The following is a 17973-nucleotide window of genomic DNA, read 5'->3' as shown; positions in this document are numbered from 1 at the left end:
TCGCGCCCCTGACGGGGGGTTGCCCCGCGCCTCTTTCGGCCGTATCGGCCGCATCCCATGGGCGGCGGGGTCGTTGGCACAGACGTGCACGCATATGACGTTCCCCGCCGCCACGCCTACCAGTCGAGTCCGTCCTTGCGGCCGGCCCAGGATCCCTCGGCCACGCCGATCTATGACGCGCTCTACGCGGAGTGGGTCAAGTCGTACCGGGCACTGCCCGGCGACCGTCACGGCGAGGAGGAGCTGGGTTTCCAGGCCTTCTTCGCCAACTCCCCGCACAGCACCGGCTCGTACGGTGCGTACCAGTCGGGCACGTACACCGGCCGCCACGGCGCCTCGCACGCGACCGGCCACTTCGCTCCCCAGCAGGGCACCCGGCAGGAGACGCAACAGGGCTCCGCGGCCACGGTGCCGTCGGTGTGGCAGCCGGTCGGACGCATGCCCACCGGCCACACCGGCATGCACCACATCCCGGCCGCGCTGCCGCCGGGCCCACGCCGAGGGCACTGACGCACGAGGAGGGCGGTTCTTTCAAGGGCCCCGGAGATCCGGGGCCCTTGAAAGAACCGCCCTCCTCGCCTTCGCCGTTACGTCACCTCACGTCACTTCTTCTTGCCGCGCTTCTCCCGCACCCGCACCGAGATATGGATCGGCGTGCCCTCGAAGCCGAACTCCTCGCGCAGCCGCCGCTCGATGAACCTCCGGTAGCCGGCCTCGATGAACCCCGAGGCGAACAGCACGAACCGCGGCGGCTTGGTGCCCGCCTGCGTGCCGAAGAGGATGCGCGGCTGCTTGCCGCCCCGGATGGGGTGCGGGTGGGCCGCGACCAGCTCGCCCAGGAAGGCGTTGAGGCGGCCCGTCGGGACCCGGGTCTCCCAGCCGGCCAGCGCGGTCTCGATCGCCGGGACCAGCTTCTCCATGTGCCGCCCGGTACGCGCCGAGACGTTCACCCGGGGCGCCCACGCCACCTGGCCGAACTCGGTCTCGATCTCCCGCTCCAGGTAGTAGCGGCGCTCCTCGTCGAGGGTGTCCCACTTGTTGTAGGCGATGACCATCGCGCGACCCGCTTCCACGGCCATCGTCACGATGCGCTGGTCCTGCACCGAGATGGACTCGGAGGCGTCGATGAGAATCACCGCGACCTCGGCCTTCTCCACGGCGGCCGCCGTGCGCAACGAGGCGTAGTAGTCGGCGCCCTGCTGGAGGTGGACGCGCTTGCGGATGCCCGCCGTGTCGACGAACTTCCAGGTGACGCCGCCGAGTTCGATGATCTCGTCGACCGGGTCGCGGGTGGTGCCCGCCAACTCGTTGACGACGACGCGCTCCTCGCCCGCCACCTTGTTCAGCAGTGAGGACTTGCCGACGTTGGGACGGCCGATGAGGGCGATACGGCGCGGGCCGCCGATCCCGGTGCCGCCGAGCGTCTGCGCGGGTGCCTCGGGCAGTGCCTCCAGGACGGCGTCCAGCATGTCGCCGGTGCCGCGGCCGTGCAGCGCGGACACGGGGTGCGGCTCGCCGAGGCCGAGGGACCACAGGTACGCCGCGTCGGCCTCGCCGCTCGGGCCGTCGACCTTGTTGGCGCACAGCACGACGGGCTTGCCGGACTTGCGGAGCAGTCGTACGACGGCCTCGTCGGTGTCCGTGGCCCCCACCTTGGCGTCGACGACGAACACGACCGCGTCGGCCGCCTCGATCGCGAACTCGGCCTGGGCGGCGACGGAGGCGTCGATGCCCATGACGTCCTGCTCCCAGCCGCCGGTGTCGACGACCTTGAAGCGGCGGCCCGACCACTCGGCCTCGTACGTGACGCGGTCGCGGGTGACGCCCGGCTTGTCCTCGACGACGGCCTCGCGGCGGCCGATGATGCGGTTCACGAGCGTCGACTTGCCGACGTTCGGGCGGCCGACGACGGCGAGGACGGGCAGCGGGCCGTGCCCGGCCGCCCCGATGGCGCCCTCGACGTCCTCGAGGTCGAAGCCCTCTTCCGCGGCGAGCTCCATGAACTCCGCGTACTCGGCGTCGCCAAGCTCTCCGTGCTCGTGCTCGCCCGAGCTGTCGGAGGGGATGTGGTCGTTCATGAAGTCGGTACCTCGTTCATCGTGGTGATCGGTGGAACGCCCGGGTTTCGGGTGATCCACTACTCAAGTGTGGTTCAGCGGCCGGTGAGCCGCCTCGCGTTTTCCAGATGCGCGGAGAGCTGCTTCTGGATGCGCTCGGTCGCCTCGTCGAGCGCCTTGCGCGTACGCCGCCCGCTGCTGTCGCCCGCCTGGAACGGGTCGCCGAAGACGACGTCGATGCGGCTGCGCAGCGGAGGCAGTTTCTTTATCAACCGCCCGTGCTTCTCGGAACTTCCCAGCACCGCGACCGGCACGATCGGCGCCCCGCTGCGGACCGCGAAGTACGCGAGTCCTGCGCGCAGGGAGGCGAAGTCGCCCTCGCCGCGGGTGCCCTCGGGGAAGATGCCGAGGACACCGCCGCTGTCCAGGACGCCGAGGGCCTGGGTGATGGCCGTGCGGTCGGCGGTCGACCGGTCCACCTTCAGCTGGCCGATGCCGAGCAGGAAGGGGTCGAGGGGGCCGACGAACGCCTCCTTCTTGATCAGGAAGTGCGTGGGCCGGGGCGCGACGCCCATGACCATGGGGCCGTCGATGTTGTGGGAGTGGTTCACGGCCAGGATCGCCGGGCCGCTCGCGGGCACCTTCCAGGCGCCGAGGACGCGCGGCTTCCACAGCCCGTACATCAGGCCGACGCCGATCCGGCGGCCGACCTCCGCTCCGCGCTCAGAAGGTGCGTCGGTCACTTTCCGGCCCGCTTCTCCTCGACGAGGGTGACGACGCACTCGATGACCTGCTGGAGGGTGAGGTCGGAGGTGTCCACCTCGACGGCGTCGTCCGCCTTCGCGAGCGGTGAGGCCTTGCGGCTGGAGTCGGCGGCGTCGCGCTTGAGCAGGGCCTCGCGGGTGGCGTTCACGTCGGCGCCCTTGAGCTCACCGTTGCGGCGGGCGGCGCGGGCCTCCGGGGAGGCGGTGAGGAAGATCTTCAGGTCGGCGTCCGGCAGCACGGTGGTGCCGATGTCGCGGCCCTCGACGACGATGCCGTGCTCCGCGCCGGCCGCGATCGAGCGCTGCAGCTCGGTGATCCGGGCGCGCACCTCGGGCACCGCGCTGACCGCGCTGACCTTGGAGGTGACCTCCTGCGTGCGGATCGGACCGGCGACGTCCGTGCCGTCCACGGCGATGCCCGGCGCGGACGGGTCGGTCCCGGAGACGATCTCCGGCTTCCCGGCCACGGCGGCGATCGCCGAGGGGTCGTCGATGTCGATCCCGTTGTTCACCATCCACCAGGTGATCGCCCGGTACTGGGCGCCGGTGTCCAGGTAGCTCAGCCCGAGCTGCGCGGCGACGGCCTTCGAGGTGCTCGACTTGCCCGTGCCGGAGGGGCCGTCGATGGCGACAATCACTGCGGCGCGTTCCACTGTGGGGGCACCTTTCCTGGTCCGGGGTGGTGGTGTGGGGCGGAAGACGCCCCGGACAAGGGTACTGGGTGCGCGTAGCCCATCTGGCCGTACCCGGGGCGCCCCCGGCCCGGCCGCCGGAGCCCCGGCCCCGCCCACGGTCCTACTGCCGGACCGCCCAGCCCCGCTCCCGCAACGCCGCCACCAGGACCGGCACCGCCCTCGGCTCCACCATCAGCTGCACCAGGCCGACCTGCCGGCCGGTCGCGTGCTCGATGCGCACGACCAACCCCCGACGCCACCCTCGCACCACTCGGCGCCAGGGCGCCTCCCGGGCTTCGGGACGGCTGCGGCGGCCTCCGACCACCGACACCCAGGCACCCGACCACCGACACCCAGGCACCCAGGCACCCGGCACCCGGCACACCCGGTGCGGCACCAGGACATCCGGCGCCACCACACCCGCTCCCGGACTACTGCCGAACCGCCCAGCCCCGCTCCCGCAACGCCGCCACCAGGACCGGCACCGCCCTCGGCTCCACCATCAGCTGCACCAGGCCGACCTGCTGGCCGGTCGCGTGCTCGATGCGCACGTCCTCGATGTTGACCCCGGCCATGCCCGCGTCGGCGAAGATGCGGGCCAGCTGGCCCGGCTGGTCGTCGATCAGTACCGCCACGACCTCGTAGGCGCGCGGAGCGGTCCCGTGTTTGCCGGGGACCCTGACCTGGCCGGCGTTGCCGCGGCGCAGGACGTCCTCGATTCCGGTGGTGCCCTCGCGGCGCTTGGCCTCGTCGGAGGACTGCAGGGCCCGCAGGGCGCGGACCGTCTCGTCGAGGTCGGCGGCGAACTCCGCGAGCAGGTCGGCCACCGGGCCGGGGTTCGCGGAGAGGATGTCGATCCACATGCGGGGGTCGGAGGCCGCGATGCGGGTCACGTCACGCATGCCCCCGCCGGAGAGCCGTACCGCGGACTCCTCGGCGTGCTCCAGGCGCGCGGCGACCATGCTCGACACCAGCTGCGGCATGTGGGAGACCAGGGCGACCGCGCGGTCGTGGGCGTCGGCGTCCATGACGACCGGCACGGCACGGCAGTGCGACACCAGCTCCAGGGCGAGGTTCAGGACCTCGGTGTCGGTGTCCCGGGTGGGCGTGAGCACCCAGGGACGGCCCTCGAAGAGGTCGCCGGTGGCCGCCAGGGGGCCCGACTTCTCGCGGCCGGACATGGGGTGCGTACCGATGTACGCGCCGAGGTCGAGGCCGAGGGCCTCCAGCTCGCGGCGCGGGCCGCCCTTGACGGAGGCCACGTCGAGGTAGCCGCGTGCGAGTCCGCGCCGCATGGCGTCGGCCAGGATCGCGGCGACGTGCGCGGGCGGCGCGGCCACGATCGCGAGGTCGACCGGCCCGTCGGGCGCCTCGTCGGTGCCCGCGCCGAGCGCGGCGGCCGTGCGGGCCTGCTCCGGATCGCGGTCGCTGAGGTGGACGGTCACCCCGCGCTGGGCGAGCGCCAGGGCCGCCGAGGTGCCGATCAGCCCGGTGCCGATGACGAGTGCGGTTCTCACTGGGCGATGTCCTTGCGGAGTGCGGCCGCGGCACCGAGATAGACGTGCGAGACCTCCGCGCGCGGCAGGTCGGACTCGATGTGCGCGAGGACCCGTACGACCCGGGGCATGGCGCCCTCCACGTCCAGCTCCTGCGCGCAGATCAGCGGTACGTCGACGATGCCGAGCCTGCGGGCGGCGGCCGCCGGGAAGTCGCTGTGCAGGTCGGGGGTCGCCGTGAACCAGATGCTGATCAGGTCGTCCGCGGTGAGCCCGTTTCGCTTCAGGATGGCGGTGAGCAGCTCGCCGACCTGCTCGTCCATGTGCCCGGCCTCGTCCCGCTCCAGTTGGACGGCGCCCCGGACCGCTCGTACCGGCACGGCTGTGCTCCTCGCTGATGTACGTACACGACTCGTCACACCAGCGTAGTCAGCCCGGCAGGCACCGGTGCGCGGCGCCCGCCTGCCGAGACGGCCGCTGCCCGCCGAGCGGATCACGGTGACGGGAAACTCGGTTCGCCGAGCGTGCTCCACCCCGTACGCTCCCGGGCATGCAGCCCGAGGCCCTGGTCCGCGACCACACGATCTACGCCTGTGTCATGGGCTCGCGCGCCTTTGGCCTGGCCATGGACGGCAGCGACACCGACCGCAGGGGCGTCTTCCTCGCCCCCACCGCCCTGTTCTGGCGCTTCGAGAAGCCGCCCACGCACGTGGAGGGCCCGGCCGAGGAGCAGTTCAGCTGGGAGCTGGAGCGCTTCTGCTCCCTCGCGCTGCGCGCCAACCCGAACATCCTGGAGTGCCTGCACTCCCCGCTGGTGGAGTACGTCGACGACACGGGCCGCGAACTGCTGTCCCTGCGCGACGCGTTCCTGTCCCGCAGGGTCCATGAGACGTTCGCGCGCTACGCGCTCGGCCAGCGCAGGAAGCTCGAGGCCGACGTACGCAACCACGGCGCCCCGCGCTGGAAGCACGCGATGCACCTGCTGCGGCTCCTGAGGAGCTGCCGTGACGTCCTGCGCACGGGCGAACTGAACGTCGACGTGGGCGATGCGCGTGAGCCGCTCCTCGCGGTCAGGCGGGGCGAGGTGCCCTGGGCCGAGGTGGAGTCCCGGATGACCCGGCTGGCGGCGGAGGCGGACGAGGCGGCGGCCCGCTCCCTGCTGCCGCCCGAGCCGGACGTGGCCCGCGTGGAGGACTTCCTCGTACGGACCCGCCGCGCGTCAGCCCTCGGCGCCCGTCAGCCGGGCCCGTACGACGAAGTCGTGCAGGGCGTCGTACGCGGCGGGGGCCTCCGGCAGCACTGACAGGGCCTGGGCCTCCTCCAGCGCACGGTGCAGCCGCTCCACGTCACTCTCCACGCGCGCCCGGTCGACGTCGGCGGCCCCGTGCTCCTGCTCGGCCTTGGCGGCGACGAGGTCCGGCAGGTACGCGGGCGCCTCCACCTCCTGGACGAGCGTGGGCAGATGGGCCTGGAGTTCGGCGCTGCGCATCAGGTGGATCCCGGTGAGCAGCACGCGGAACGTGTAGAGCAGCGGCTTGAGTTCACCGGTCTTCTGGAAGAGCCGCCACTGGGTTGCCCCGAAGCCCCGGTAGTGGTGGGCGTGGTGGCGCGTGAGGACGCCGGGGGCCAGGGCCGCCAGCTCACGGTGGGCGTCGGTGGTGTGCACGACCAGCGGGGAGAGCAGCTGCTCCAGCACGTAGCCGTTGCGGCGCAGCATCAGCCGGGCGAACTTGCGCAGGTCGTGCGTGACGAGGTCCATCTCGACCCCGTCCCGCTCCCACATCCTCGACCGGGTCTCCTCCGGCTCGCGCAGCCCGACGAGTTGGGCCGCCGGCAGCAGGTGGACGCCCCTGAGGTCGACGTCCGAGTCGCGCGAGGGGAAGCCGTACAGGTGCGCTCCGGAGACGGTCGCGAACAGCAGGGGGTAGGGCTGTTCGGCGACCACGGGCGCGAGGTCGATGTCGGGAGTCGCGAGGGGCACAGTCACCCGTCAAGCGTCCCAGAGGGCCCCCAGGGACACGAGGTCGCCCTGGTACTCGATGCGGTCGGCCCATTCCGTCGGCCACGCCGCCGGGCCGAGGTACGCGCCCGCGAAGGCGCCGGCGAGGCAGGCGATGGAGTCGGAGTCGCCCGAGGTGCAGGCGGCGCGGCGCAGGGCCGTGACGGGTTCGTCGACGAAGAGCAGGAAGCACAGCAGGCCGGTGGCGAGCGCCTCCTCGGCGACCCAGCCCTCGCCCGTGGCCAGGCAGGGGTCGGTCTCGGGCGACGGGTGGCGCAGGGCCTGCTGGAGGCGGTCGAGGGCGTCCAGGCACTCGTCCCAGCCGCGGGAGATGAACTCCTCCGGCGATGCGTCCTGGCTGTAGCGCCAGAGGTCGCCGAGCCAGCGCGCGTGGTAGTGGGCTCGGTTCTCGTACGCGTACGACCTCAACTGGCCGACCAGACCGAGCGGTTCGGCGCCCTGCGCGAGGAGCCGTACCGCGTGTGCGGTGAGGTCGGCGGCGGCGAGTGCCGTGGGGTGCCCGTGGGTGAGGGCGGCCTGCAGCTGGGCGGCGCCCGCGCGCTGTTCGTCGCTCAGGCGGGGGATGAGCCCGAGCGGCGCCACCCGCATGTTGGCCCCGCAGCCCTTGGAGTGGATCTGGCTGGCGTCCTGCCAGGGGCGGCGTTCCTCCGCCAGCAGGTCGCAGGCGACCATGCAGGTGCGGCCGGGCGCGCGGTTGTTCTCCGGTGAGCGGGACCAGGCGACGTACTCGGCGCGGGCGGCCCGCTCCAGGGCCTGGGGGCTGAGCGCCCCGCGGTCCATGGCCGAGCGCAGCGCCCGACCCAGCGCGAGCGTCATCTGGGTGTCGTCCGTGACGAAGGCGGGTTTCGGGAGCTCCATCCGCCGCCAGTCCCCGCACTTGGCGAGGATCGACGGGACGTCGTTGAACTCGGTCGGGAAGCCGAGCGCGTCGCCGAGGGCCAGGCCGAGCAGGGATCCGGTGGCGGCGCGCTTGTCGAGCAGGGTCATGGTCATCAGGGCCGTCCTTCGGGCGTGGGTCGCATGAGAGGCGGGTGCAGGGTGGTGGCCTTGCCCGCCCGGTAGAGCGCGGCGGGTTTGCCGCGGCCTCCGGTGAGGCGCGCGGCACCGGGGACCGGCTCGACGAAGCCCGGCGTTGCCAGCACCTTGCGCCGGAAGTTGGGCCGGTCGAGGGCGGTTCCCCATACGGTCTCGTAGACCTGCTGCAACTCGCCGAGCGTGAACTCGGGCGGGCAGAAGGCGGTGGCGAGACAGCTGTACTCGAGCTTGGCGCCGACGCGTTCGTGGGCGTCGGCGAGGATCCGGTCGTGGTCGAAGGCGAGCGGCCCTGCCGTGTCGTACGGCAGCCACCGGGCCTGTGCCGCGTCGCCGCCGCCGTGCGGTTCGGGAGGGTGTGGCAGCAGCGCGGCGAAGGCGACGGTGACGACCCGCATCCTCGGGTCCCGGTCCGGTTCGCTGTACGTCCGCAGCTGCTCCAGGTGGAGTTCGGAGACGTCCTTCAGGCCGGTCTCCTCGGCCAGTTCGCGGCGGGCGGCGGTCTCCGCGGACTCGTGCGGCAGCACGAACCCTCCCGGCAGCGCCCAGTGGCCCGCGTACGGCTCCTGCCCGCGCTCGACGAGCAGCACCTGGAGCGAGCCGTCCCGGACGGTGAGGACGGCCAGGTCGACCGTGACGGCGAAGGGTTCGTGGGCGTGCTTGTCGTAGCCCTCGGGCCTGTTGCCGTTCGACGCGTGGCCGACGGACGCGGTCATGATCCACCTACCCCTCGTGACGGTCCTCTTTATGGTCACCATGACCAATAGTCACTACGACTATAAAGATGCCGGAGGGTGCCGACAACCCGTCGGCGGCAAAGAAACTCGACGGCCGGGCAAAGAACAGCGGGGCGGGAAACGGGACACGACGAAGCGGCCGGCCCGGAACGCTCCGGACCGGCCGCTTCGAAGGGCCTGCGAGAGGGTGCGGGCGGACCTACAGGTCGACCTCGCGCATCAGCATGCCGACCTCGGTGTTGGACAGCCGTCGCAGCCACCCCGACTTCTGGTCGCCGAGGGTGATCGGCCCGAAGGCGGTGCGTACGAGCTTGTCGACCGGGAAGCCGGCCTCGGCGAGCATGCGGCGCACGATGTGCTTGCGGCCCTCGTGCAGGGTGACCTCCACGAGGTAGTTCTTGCCGGTCTGCTCGACGACCCGGAAGTGGTCCGCGCGCGCGTACCCGTCCTCCAGCTGGATGCCGTCCTTCAGGCGCTTGCCGAGGTCCCGGGGGATCGGGCCGACGATGTGCGCCAGGTACGTCTTCTTCACGCCGTACCGGGGGTGGGTCAGCCGGTTGGCCAGCTCTCCGTGGTTGGTGAGCAGGATGACGCCCTCGGTCTCGGCGTCGAGACGGCCGACGTGGAAGAGCCGGGTCTCGCGGTTGGTGACGTAGTCACCGAGGCACTGCCGCCCCTCCGGGTCCTCCATCGACGAGACGACGCCGACGGGCTTGTTCAGCGAGAAGAACTGGTACGACTGCGTGGCCACGGTGAGCCCGTCGACCTTGATCTCGTCCTTCTCGGGGTCGACCCGCACCCCCTGCTCCAGAACGATCTCGCCGTTGACCTCCACCCGGGCCTGCTCGATCAGCTCCTCGCAGGCACGCCGCGAACCGTATCCGGCCCGTGCGAGCACCTTCTGCAGCCGCTCGCCCTCCTGCTCGGCACCCGGGAAGGTCTTCGGGAGCTTGATGTCCTTCTTGCCCGCGTACCGCTCGCGGTTGCGCTCCTCGGCACGCGCCTCGTACTCGCGGGAGCGCGCGGGGGCCGTACGGCCACGCCCACCGCTCTGCTTCTGACCCTGTCCCTGCCCCTGCTGGGGCTTCCTGGGCCCGCCCTTGGCGCCGCCGCGGGCGGAACCGCCACGCCCCGACTTCGGGCCGTCCTGGGTGGCGCCGGGGCCGACGTCGTAGCGGCGCTCCTCGGGGCGGGGCTTGCGGGGGCGGCCCTGACCCTGGCCCTGCCCCTGCTTCTGGTCCCTGTTGTTGCCGGCACCGCGGTAGTTACCGCGCCCACCGCTCTTACCGCTACCGCTGCTTCGCATCAAAGTTCCGTCGTCGTCGTGTTCGTCATGGTCGTCGTGGGCCCGTCGTCCGCGTCCGGGGCGTCCGGATCGAACGACGGCACGGCTTCCTGGGTCTCGGCCTCGATCGCCTCCGCCTCCGGGAGGAAGGGCGCGAGCTCCGGGAGCTCGTCCAGACCGCGCAGGCCCATCCGCTCCAGGAAGTAGTTCGTCGTCCTGTACAGGATCGCACCTGTCTCGGGTTCCGTGCCCGCCTCCTCGATCAGCCCGCGCTGCAGGAGGGTGCGCATGACCCCGTCGCAGTTCACGCCGCGCACGGCCGACACCCGGGAACGGCTGACCGGCTGCCGGTACGCGACCACGGCCAGCGTCTCCAGGGCGGCCTGCGTGAGCCGCGCCTGCTGCCCGTCGAGCACGAACCGCTCGACGGCGGGCGCGTACTCGCCCCGCGTGTAGAACCGCCACCCCCCGGCGACGAACCGCAGCTCGAACCCCCGCCCCTGCTCGGTGTACTCGTCCGCCAGCTCCCGCAACGCCTTCGCGATCTGGCGCCGGGGCCGCTCGACGATCTTCGCCAGGTGCTCCTCGGTGGCGGGCTCGTCCACGACCATGAGGACGGCCTCCAGAGCGGGCTTGAGCTCGAGATCGGCGACGGACAGCAGCCCCGCGGGCCCCTCCATGGTCTCCTCACTCACGCCTTCTTCTCCTCCTCCTTGGGCGGCTCGGGCGGCCGGTCGAACTCGTCGGTGACCAGGGGCCGGTCATCCCCCTCCCCGCCGGTCCACCGTACGAGCAGCTCCCCGAGGGCGGCCTCCTGCTCCAGCGCCACGGCCTTCTCGCGGTACAGCTCCAGCAGCGCCAGGAAGCGCGCCACGACGGTCAGCGTGTCATCCGTGTCCTCGACGAGCACACGGAAGGTCGCCTCCCCGAGCTCCCTGAGCCGCGCCACGACGATCCCCGCCTGCTCCTGGACGCTCACCAGGGGTGCGTGGATGTGGTCGACGTACACCTGCGGCTTCGGCCTCGGCTGCATCGCCTTCACGGCGAGCTTCGCGAACCCTTCCGCGCCGATGCTGATCACGACCTCGGGCAACAGCTCGGCATGGTGCGGTTCGAGTCCGACGGTACGGGGATAGCGCCGGGCCTCGTCGTCGAGACGGCCGCTGAAGATGTCGGCGATCTGTTTGTACGCGCGGTACTGCAACAGCCGCGCGAACAGCAGGTCCCGCGCCTCCAGCAACGCGAGATCGGCCTCGTCCTCCACCTCCGCGGACGGCAGCAGCCGCGCGGCCTTGAGATCGAGGAGCGTGGCGGCCACCACGAGGAACTCGGTCGTCTGGTCCAGGTCCCAGTCGGGCCCCATGGCCCGGATGTGCGCCATGAACTCGTCGGTCACCTTCGACAGCGCCACCTCGGTGACATCCATCTTGTGCTTCGAGATCAACTGGAGCAGAAGGTCGAAGGGCCCTTCGAAGTTGGCCAGCCGCACCGTGAAGACACCGTCGTCGGGCCGGTCGGTCTCGCCGGGTCCACCGGGTCCACCGGGTCCACCGGCTCGACCGGGTTCGCCGGTGTCCTCGGCGGCCGGTCCGGGGCGGGCTTCCGGGACGGGGGCGGCGGCCTGGGGCCGGGCTTCCGGGGCTTCCGGGACGGGGGCGGCGGTCTGGGGCCGGGCTTCCGGGGCTGCCGCCTCGGCTGCGGAGGCAGGGCCGGGCCCGGGGACGCCGGACCGGGAGTCCTGGGCTCGCGGGAGCTTCGCCTCGGCGGGTGTCTCGCCGCCGGGTTCCACGTGGGTGCCGACTTCTCCGGCCTCCGGGCTCGGCTGGGGCCGCTCGGTTCCGGAGGGGTGCGGCGCCCGGCCGTCTCCGCCGCCGTTGTGCCCGCGGGGGCCCGGCGAGGAACCGTCCTCGGCCAGGGACTCGTTGTCCGCCGCAGGCGGCTCGCTCCGCGCCGGAGGCGAGGAAGGGGGCGGGGGGCCGGCCCCGGGCCCTCGGCCCAGCGCACGCCGACGACCGGCCGAACCGCCGGAGGCTGACGCAGGGGACGAGGTCATAGCCGTCGCAGGCTACCGCGTACCGACCACAAAGCCGACAACCGGCCGACGGCCCTGTGATGGCCGCGCTCCGCCCACCGCCCGCTGACTACCGCCCGCGCAAACGGCGCACAAGGATGCTCGCGTCCCCGCGGGACTCGAGGTCGGCCAGCACCACGGCCACGGCCTCCCGGACGATCCGCCCCCGGTCGACCGCCAGCCCGTGCTCCCCGCGCAGCACCAGCCGGGCGTGCTCGAGGTCCATGAGCTCCTCGGCGGACACGTACACGGTGATCTTCTCGTCGTGCCGCTCACGCCCGCTGGGCCGCCGCCCGGCAGCCCGTCCCCGGCGGCGGGGCGCGGCCGCGGCAGAACCTTCCTGCGCGGACTGCGCCGACTGTCCGGGCTGCGCCTGCTGCGCGGCCGCGGACTGCGGGGACTGCCGGCGCGCCGAACGCGCGGGTCCCGGGACCTGCCCGGTGCCCTTGTCCGCCTCCGCGGCCGCCGCCCGGCTACGGGACTCCCCCGCGTCGGCCGCCTCGGCGTCCGCGGCCACGTGCTCGGCGCCCTCGCCGTCACCGCCCTGCGCGGGCACGGACGCGGGCGCGTCCTCCGCGGCGGCGGGATCGCTCTCCCCCGCCGGCGCCGGCACCCTGGCCTCGCCGTTGGCCTGGCGCCGGGGAGTGGACGCCTGGAGCGCCATCCCCCCTGTCGTACGGAACAGTTCGTCGGCCCCCGGCAGACTCACTCGGCGTGACACCGGGCGAGCACCTCCCTGGCGAGCTGGCGGTAGGCGGCGGCACCGACGGAGTTGGAGGCGTACGTGGTGATCGGCTCACCGGCGACCGTGGTCTCCGGGAAGCGGACCGTGCGCCCGATGACCGTGTGGTAGACGTGGTCGTCGAACGCCTCGACGACACGCGCCAGCACCTCACGGCTGTGCACGGTGCGCGAGTCGTACATCGTGGCGAGGATCCCGTCGAGCTCCAGCTCCGGGTTGAGCCGCTCCTGGACCTTCTCGATGGTCTCGGTCAGCAGCGCCACACCACGGAGGGCGAAGAACTCGCATTCCAGCGGCACGATCACCTTGTGGGCGGCCGTCAACGCGTTCACCGTGAGCAGACCCAGCGAGGGCTGACAGTCGATCACGATGTAGTCGTAGTCGGCCATGAGCGGCTTGAGGGCGCGCTGCAGCGTCGACTCGCGCGCGACCTCGCTCACCAGCTGGACCTCGGCCGCCGACAGGTCGATGTTGCTCGGCAGCAGGTCCATGTTGGGGACCGCGGTCTTCAGGAGGACCTCGTCGGCCGCCATGCCCCGCTCCATGAGCAGGTTGTAGACGGTCAGGTCGAGCTCCATCGGGTTCACACCCAGGCCGACGGAGAGCGCCCCCTGCGGGTCGAAGTCGACCAGCAGGACGCGCCGTCCGTACTCCGCGAGCGCGGCGCCCAGGTTGATGGTCGACGTCGTCTTGCCGACGCCGCCCTTCTGGTTGCACATCGCGATGATCTTCGCGGGGCCGTGGTCGGTCAGCGGGCCCGGGATCGGGAAGTACGGCAGCGGGCGTCCCGTCGGGCCGATGCGCTCACGGCGCTGTCGGGCCGCGTCGGGCGCGAGCGTGGCCGCGTACTCCGGATCGGGCTCGTACTCGGCGTCGGGGTCGTAGAAGTGCCCCTCGGGCAGTTCGTCGTAGTCGGCGAAGTGGTTGCGGATCTCGCCACTTCCGTCGCCGGCCATGGCGTTCACGTGATGGCCATCCATGCTCATGGGTGCTGTCTGAGTCCCCTGCGGACTCTGGTGGGCTGCGAAGGTGCGCACAGCTACGGAGCCGACAGCCTGAAGCCCCGCGGGCCGCTGGCCCTGCGCCGGCATTCCTGGTTGACCACCCCCGGGAGTAAATGTCGACTCATTCACAAGTCGTCTTACCTCCTTGGTGACCAGGAAACTTCTAGATAGGTCAGCGTGGCACCATGCCGACGGTTGGCGACTCTATGGCGTGTCGGCGGTCCGCAGCAACACAATCCGCCGGACCCGGCCCGATGTGTCGGCAATGAAACATCCCGCTGTCAAGGGCGTACGGCCGTCGCACGGCAGGTTTCACCGTTGCGCGAATCGGTTGAAGGGTTACGTTCGAGACGAGTTGACCCCGTCTCGCGACGTGAACATACACACCTCCGGCCGGACCTCATCGAGCAAGGTCCGGCCAGAAGTGCGCTGTTGACGACCTGTGTTGACGTATCGCCTTTTACCGTCGGCAAGTCGACTCGCGGCAGCTGCGGCCGCCGCGGGGACAGGCGCGGGGCCTAGCCGAGCAGCGACTCCAGCTCGACGTGCTCCAGGCCGTGCGCCTGCGCGACCTCGCGGTAAACGACCTTGCCGTCATGGGTGTTGAGCCCCTTGGCCAGCGCGGGATCACGGCGCAGCGCCTCGACCCAGCCGCGGTCGGCGAGCTCAACGATGTACGGCAGCGTGGCGTTGGTGAGCGCGTAGGTGGAGGTGTTGGGCACCGCGCCGGGCATGTTCGCGACGCAGTAGAAGACCGACTCGTGGACCCTGAAGGCCGGCTCGGCGTGGGTGGTGGGACGCGAGTCCTCGAAGCAGCCGCCCTGGTCGATCGCGATGTCGACAAGGACACTTCCCGGCTTCATCCGCGAGACGAGCTCGTTGGTGACCAGCTTGGGGGCCTTGGCGCCCGGGATGAGGACCGCGCCGATGACGAGGTCGGCCTCCAGGCAGGCCTTCTCCAGCTCGAAGGCGTTGGAGACGACGGTCTGGATCTTCGTGCCGAAGATCCTGTCGGCCTCCCTGAGCTTGTTGATGTCCTTGTCGAGCAGGGTCACGTGGAAGCCCATGCCGATGGCGATCTGCGCGGCGTTCCACCCCGACACGCCGCCCCCGATGACGACGGCCCGGCCGGCCGGTACTCCGGGGACACCTCCGGGCAGCACGCCGCGTCCGCCGCCCGCGCGCATCAGGTGGTAGGCGCCGACCTGCGGGGCGAGGCGGCCCGCGACCTCGGACATGGGGGCGAGCAGCGGCAGCGCGCGGCTGGGCAGCTCGACGGTCTCGTACGCGATCGCGGTCGTCCCCGACTCCAGCAGCGCGTCCGTGCATTCCTTGGAGGCCGCCAGGTGCAGGTAGGTGAAGAGCGTCTGGTCCTTGCGGAGGCGGTGGTACTCCTCGGCGACGGGCTCCTTCACCTTGAGCAGCAGGTCCGCGGCGGCCCACACCTCGTCGGCGGTCGGAAGGATCTCGGCGCCGGCGGCGACGTACTCGGCGTCGGTGATCGACGAGCCGACTCCGGCGTTCCGCTCGACGACGACCTGGTGGCCGTGGCGCACCAGTTCGTGCACGCCGGCGGGGGTGATGGCCACCCGGAACTCGTTGTTCTTGACCTCGCGGGGGATGCCGACCTTCACGTCGATCACGGTCCTTGACTTGGAGGGTTGGGGCGCACGCGCGCACAGCGACGCGTGCTCGGGCAATGACGACATACCCGTACACACCGGAGCGCACCGGGATACACCGCGGAGAACCGGCGGCGGACCCAGTCTAATGAAGGCTTCCCCGCTGTCTAGCCTTTCAAAGCATTAATCTTCAGCCGATCCGCTGCGGATTTCGTAGGCGTTAGCCCCTTGTTCCGCCTGAGTCTCGTCGGCGGCGCCCGAATCGTCCTCGTGGATCGCGCGGGTTGCGTGGGTTGCGTGGAGTTCCTGGAGCTCGTCGAGTTCGTCTCCCAGCATGCGTTCGGCCGCCGCGCGGTGCAGCCGTGCCGCCGCCGGGTCCCCGAGCCGCTCCAGCGTGTCGGCGAGCCGGACGTGCAGCGCGGCCTGCAACCGCGCGTCCTCCGCGTGGCGCGCCCATTCCAGTGCCTCCTGGCAGACGGCCAGCGACTCCTCGAACCGCCCCGCGTACTCGTGGACGCGTCCCATCTCGCTCATCGCCCTCGCCTGGCCGCCCAGGTCGCCGGCCTTGCGGTAGCCGGTCAGTGCCGACCGCCAGTTGCGCAGCGCCTCGTCGTAGCGGCCCGCGCGGGTGTGCGTGCCCGCGATACGGCCGTAGAGCCGGGCGGCGTCGGCGCGCTCGTCGCGGGCGAGCCGCTGGGCGAGCGCCCTGCCGTACCAGTCGGCTGCTCGCTCGTAGTCCCCGAGCTCCTGGTGGGCGCCTCCCACGGATTCCATCGCGCGGCCGGTCGCATACGGGTCGCCCGCCTCGCGTCCGGCGTCCAGCGCGGCCCGGTACCGGGCGAGCGCCGCACTTGTACGGCCGGTACGGGCGTCCAGGTCGGCGAGGTTCAGCAGGGCGGCGGCCTTCTCCCTGGGCAGATTCCGCCGCTCGGCGACGTCGAGGACGAGCCGGTGGATGCCGTACAGGTCGGGGGCTGCGGCGTGGGTGCCGAAGTGGGCGACCATCGTGCGCACCAGCTGGGACATCAGGCGCCGGGCGAGGGTGTCCAGCTCCCCGTCGGCGACCGCGAGCCGGGCCGCGGCCAGCAGCGCGGGCCGACGGACCCGCAGCCAGTCCTCGGCGGCCCGGGGCGTGGGGAAGCGCAGGGCGCGGGGCATCTCCTGGAGCTTCTCGCGGGCCTGGGTGCTGTCGGTCTCGGTGATGGTGCGACAGGACTGCAGGAGACGCACGGTCCGCTCCAGCATCCGGGCCCGCGCGAGCTGGAGCTCGGCCGGGCGGTCATGGGCCTCGGCGAGGGCGCTCAGCAGGGGCTGCAGACAGCCCGGCACCTCGTACTGCGGCAGGGGCGAGTCGACCGCGTGGAGGAAGCCGTGCGCCACGAAGTCGTCCAGCGTGGTACGGGCGGCGCCGACCGAGCAGCCGGCCAGCGCGGACGCGGTGTGCGGGTCGACGAGGCCCGCCGGGGCGAGCGAGAGCAGTCGCAGTATCCGGGCGGCGGGGGTGAGCAGGGAGCCGTAGGCGAGCCGGAAGACACGGGCCAGCGGCGTGCCCTCGTCACCCTCGGTGTTCAGGTGCCTGGCCAGGTCGGCGACGGCGGCCCTGGGGCGGGCGGCGAGCCAGCCGCCGGCGAGCATCAGCGCGGCGGGCTGGCCGGAGCACTCCAGGACCAGTTCCTCGGCGGCGCGCGGGTCCACGGTGATGCGCACGGAGCCGGTGAAGCGGCTCAGCAGTTCCACCGCGGACTTGGTGTCGAGACCGCCCAGGGTGCACGGGCGGACGTCGGAGATGCCGGTCAGCGGCCCTTGGGAGACCGCGACGACCAGGCACTCGGGGGTGTCCGGGAGCAGCGCGTCGACCTGCTCGGCGTCGGCCGCGTCGTCCAGCAGGAGCAGCATCCGCCGGTCGGCGAGGGCGTCGCGCAGCGCCGCGCTGAGGTCGTCCTCGGCGGCCCCGGGAGGGGTGGGCAGGTCGAGCGCGGAGAGCAGCTCGCGGGCGGTGCGCTCGGTCGGGACGCGGGTGCCGTCGGGCTCCGTGAGCCGTGCGCGGAGCACGCCGTCGGGGTAACGCTCGGCGACCTGCCGTGCGAGTTCCCCGGCGAGCGCGGTACGGCCGTAGCCGGGGCGGCCCGCGATGAGGAGCACGCGCGCGCGGGGCGCCTTCCGGCCGGAGAGCGTGTCGAGACCGGCGCGCTCGATGTCGGCGCGCAGCTCCTTCAACTCCCGCTCCCGGCCCAGGAACTGACGGACCGTGGAAATGGCCTCGGGAGTGCCCTCGGGGACCTCCGCGGGTTCCTCGGCCGAGGGCCGCTCGGTTCCGGACACCTCGGTGCTCTCCGTGTCGACCGCCTGATCCGTCACGGGTCACGCTCCCGTCCCACTGCACACGCAAGGCCCGCCGGGACTCCGGCGCGGGCGTGCTGCAGAGCCTAGTTCACGCTCTGCGACGTCCCCGGCCGAGCACGACGGAGG

Annotated in this window: 17 protein-coding genes; 2 read left to right on the top strand and 15 right to left on the bottom strand. The window is 72.1% G+C overall.

Features of this window, described 5'->3' with window-relative positions:
* The first annotated feature begins 84 nt into the window (after positions 1–84).
* Positions 85–510 carry a hypothetical protein gene (locus tag ACZ49J_RS30550; RefSeq protein ID WP_467453851.1) on the top strand — a complete coding sequence of 142 codons (426 nt, stop codon included), beginning with the start codon at positions 85–87 and terminating at the stop codon, positions 508–510.
* A gap of 92 nt (positions 511–602) precedes the next feature.
* Here the strand turns inward: ACZ49J_RS30550 and der are convergent, their stop codons facing one another.
* From der to aroH, 5 genes are all read right to left on the bottom strand, one after another.
* A complete protein-coding gene (der, locus tag ACZ49J_RS30545) occupies positions 603–2078 on the bottom strand; it encodes a ribosome biogenesis GTPase Der (protein ID WP_467453852.1) in 1476 nt (491 codons plus the stop codon).
* Between the two features lie 74 nt (positions 2079–2152).
* Positions 2153–2740: a lysophospholipid acyltransferase family protein gene (locus ACZ49J_RS30540; RefSeq protein WP_467453894.1), complete on the bottom strand. Its 588-nt coding sequence runs from the start codon at positions 2738–2740 to the stop codon at positions 2153–2155.
* Positions 2741–2796: 56 nt separating this feature from the next.
* Positions 2797–3474: a (d)CMP kinase gene (gene cmk, locus ACZ49J_RS30535; RefSeq protein ID WP_467453853.1), complete on the bottom strand. Its 678-nt coding sequence runs from the start codon at positions 3472–3474 to the stop codon at positions 2797–2799.
* Positions 3475–3926: 452 nt separating this feature from the next.
* Positions 3927–5012: a prephenate dehydrogenase gene (locus ACZ49J_RS30530; RefSeq protein ID WP_467453855.1), complete on the bottom strand. Its 1086-nt coding sequence runs from the start codon at positions 5010–5012 to the stop codon at positions 3927–3929.
* Entirely contained in the window at positions 5009–5371 is a 363-nt protein-coding gene (aroH, locus tag ACZ49J_RS30525; RefSeq protein WP_467453856.1) for a chorismate mutase, read from the bottom strand. Before aroH ends, ACZ49J_RS30530 begins: the two co-directional genes overlap by 4 nt.
* A 170-nt stretch (positions 5372–5541) precedes the next feature.
* Between aroH and ACZ49J_RS30520 the strand changes: the two genes are divergently transcribed.
* Positions 5542–6294, top strand: coding sequence for a nucleotidyltransferase domain-containing protein (locus tag ACZ49J_RS30520; RefSeq protein WP_467453857.1), 753 nt, complete (start codon positions 5542–5544; stop codon positions 6292–6294).
* Here ACZ49J_RS30520 and ACZ49J_RS30515 read toward each other — a convergent pair.
* The 10 genes from ACZ49J_RS30515 to ACZ49J_RS30470 all read right to left on the bottom strand — a co-directional run bounded on the left by ACZ49J_RS30515 (position 6211) and on the right by ACZ49J_RS30470 (position 17862).
* Positions 6211–6978: a nucleotidyltransferase domain-containing protein gene (locus ACZ49J_RS30515; protein WP_467453858.1), complete on the bottom strand. Its 768-nt coding sequence runs from the start codon at positions 6976–6978 to the stop codon at positions 6211–6213. The genes ACZ49J_RS30520 and ACZ49J_RS30515 overlap by 84 nt on opposite strands.
* A gap of 3 nt (positions 6979–6981) precedes the next feature.
* Entirely contained in the window at positions 6982–8004 is a 1023-nt protein-coding gene (locus ACZ49J_RS30510) for an ADP-ribosylglycohydrolase family protein (RefSeq protein WP_467453859.1), read from the bottom strand.
* The gene (locus ACZ49J_RS30505; RefSeq protein WP_467453860.1) at positions 8004–8759 is read right to left on the bottom strand and encodes an NUDIX hydrolase; all 756 of its coding nucleotides are present in this window, start codon (positions 8757–8759) and stop codon (positions 8004–8006) included. Before ACZ49J_RS30505 ends, ACZ49J_RS30510 begins: the two co-directional genes overlap by 1 nt.
* A gap of 220 nt (positions 8760–8979) precedes the next feature.
* Entirely contained in the window at positions 8980–10086 is a 1107-nt protein-coding gene (locus tag ACZ49J_RS30500) for a pseudouridine synthase (protein ID WP_467453861.1), read from the bottom strand.
* Positions 10086–10760, bottom strand: coding sequence for an SMC-Scp complex subunit ScpB (gene scpB / locus ACZ49J_RS30495; RefSeq protein ID WP_467453862.1), 675 nt, complete (start codon positions 10758–10760; stop codon positions 10086–10088). Before scpB ends, ACZ49J_RS30500 begins: the two co-directional genes overlap by 1 nt.
* A complete protein-coding gene (locus ACZ49J_RS30490; RefSeq protein WP_467453864.1) occupies positions 10757–11854 on the bottom strand; it encodes a segregation and condensation protein A in 1098 nt (365 codons plus the stop codon). Before ACZ49J_RS30490 ends, scpB begins: the two co-directional genes overlap by 4 nt.
* 352 nt (positions 11855–12206) lie before the next feature.
* Positions 12207–12857, bottom strand: coding sequence for a hypothetical protein (locus tag ACZ49J_RS30485; protein ID WP_467453865.1), 651 nt, complete (start codon positions 12855–12857; stop codon positions 12207–12209).
* A complete protein-coding gene (locus ACZ49J_RS30480) occupies positions 12842–13969 on the bottom strand; it encodes a ParA family protein (RefSeq protein WP_366833415.1) in 1128 nt (375 codons plus the stop codon). The genes ACZ49J_RS30485 and ACZ49J_RS30480 overlap by 16 nt, the downstream gene beginning before the upstream one ends.
* A 431-nt stretch (positions 13970–14400) precedes the next feature.
* Entirely contained in the window at positions 14401–15525 is a 1125-nt protein-coding gene (gene ald, locus ACZ49J_RS30475) for an alanine dehydrogenase (RefSeq protein WP_467453866.1), read from the bottom strand.
* 162 nt (positions 15526–15687) lie between these two features.
* Positions 15688–17862: a tetratricopeptide repeat protein gene (locus ACZ49J_RS30470; protein ID WP_467453867.1), complete on the bottom strand. Its 2175-nt coding sequence runs from the start codon at positions 17860–17862 to the stop codon at positions 15688–15690.
* Positions 17863–17973 lie beyond the last annotated feature (111 nt).

The sequence above is a fragment of the Streptomyces sp. NPDC030840 genome, from assembly GCF_055572015.1.
This window is presented reverse-complemented; position numbering and strand designations above follow the sequence as displayed.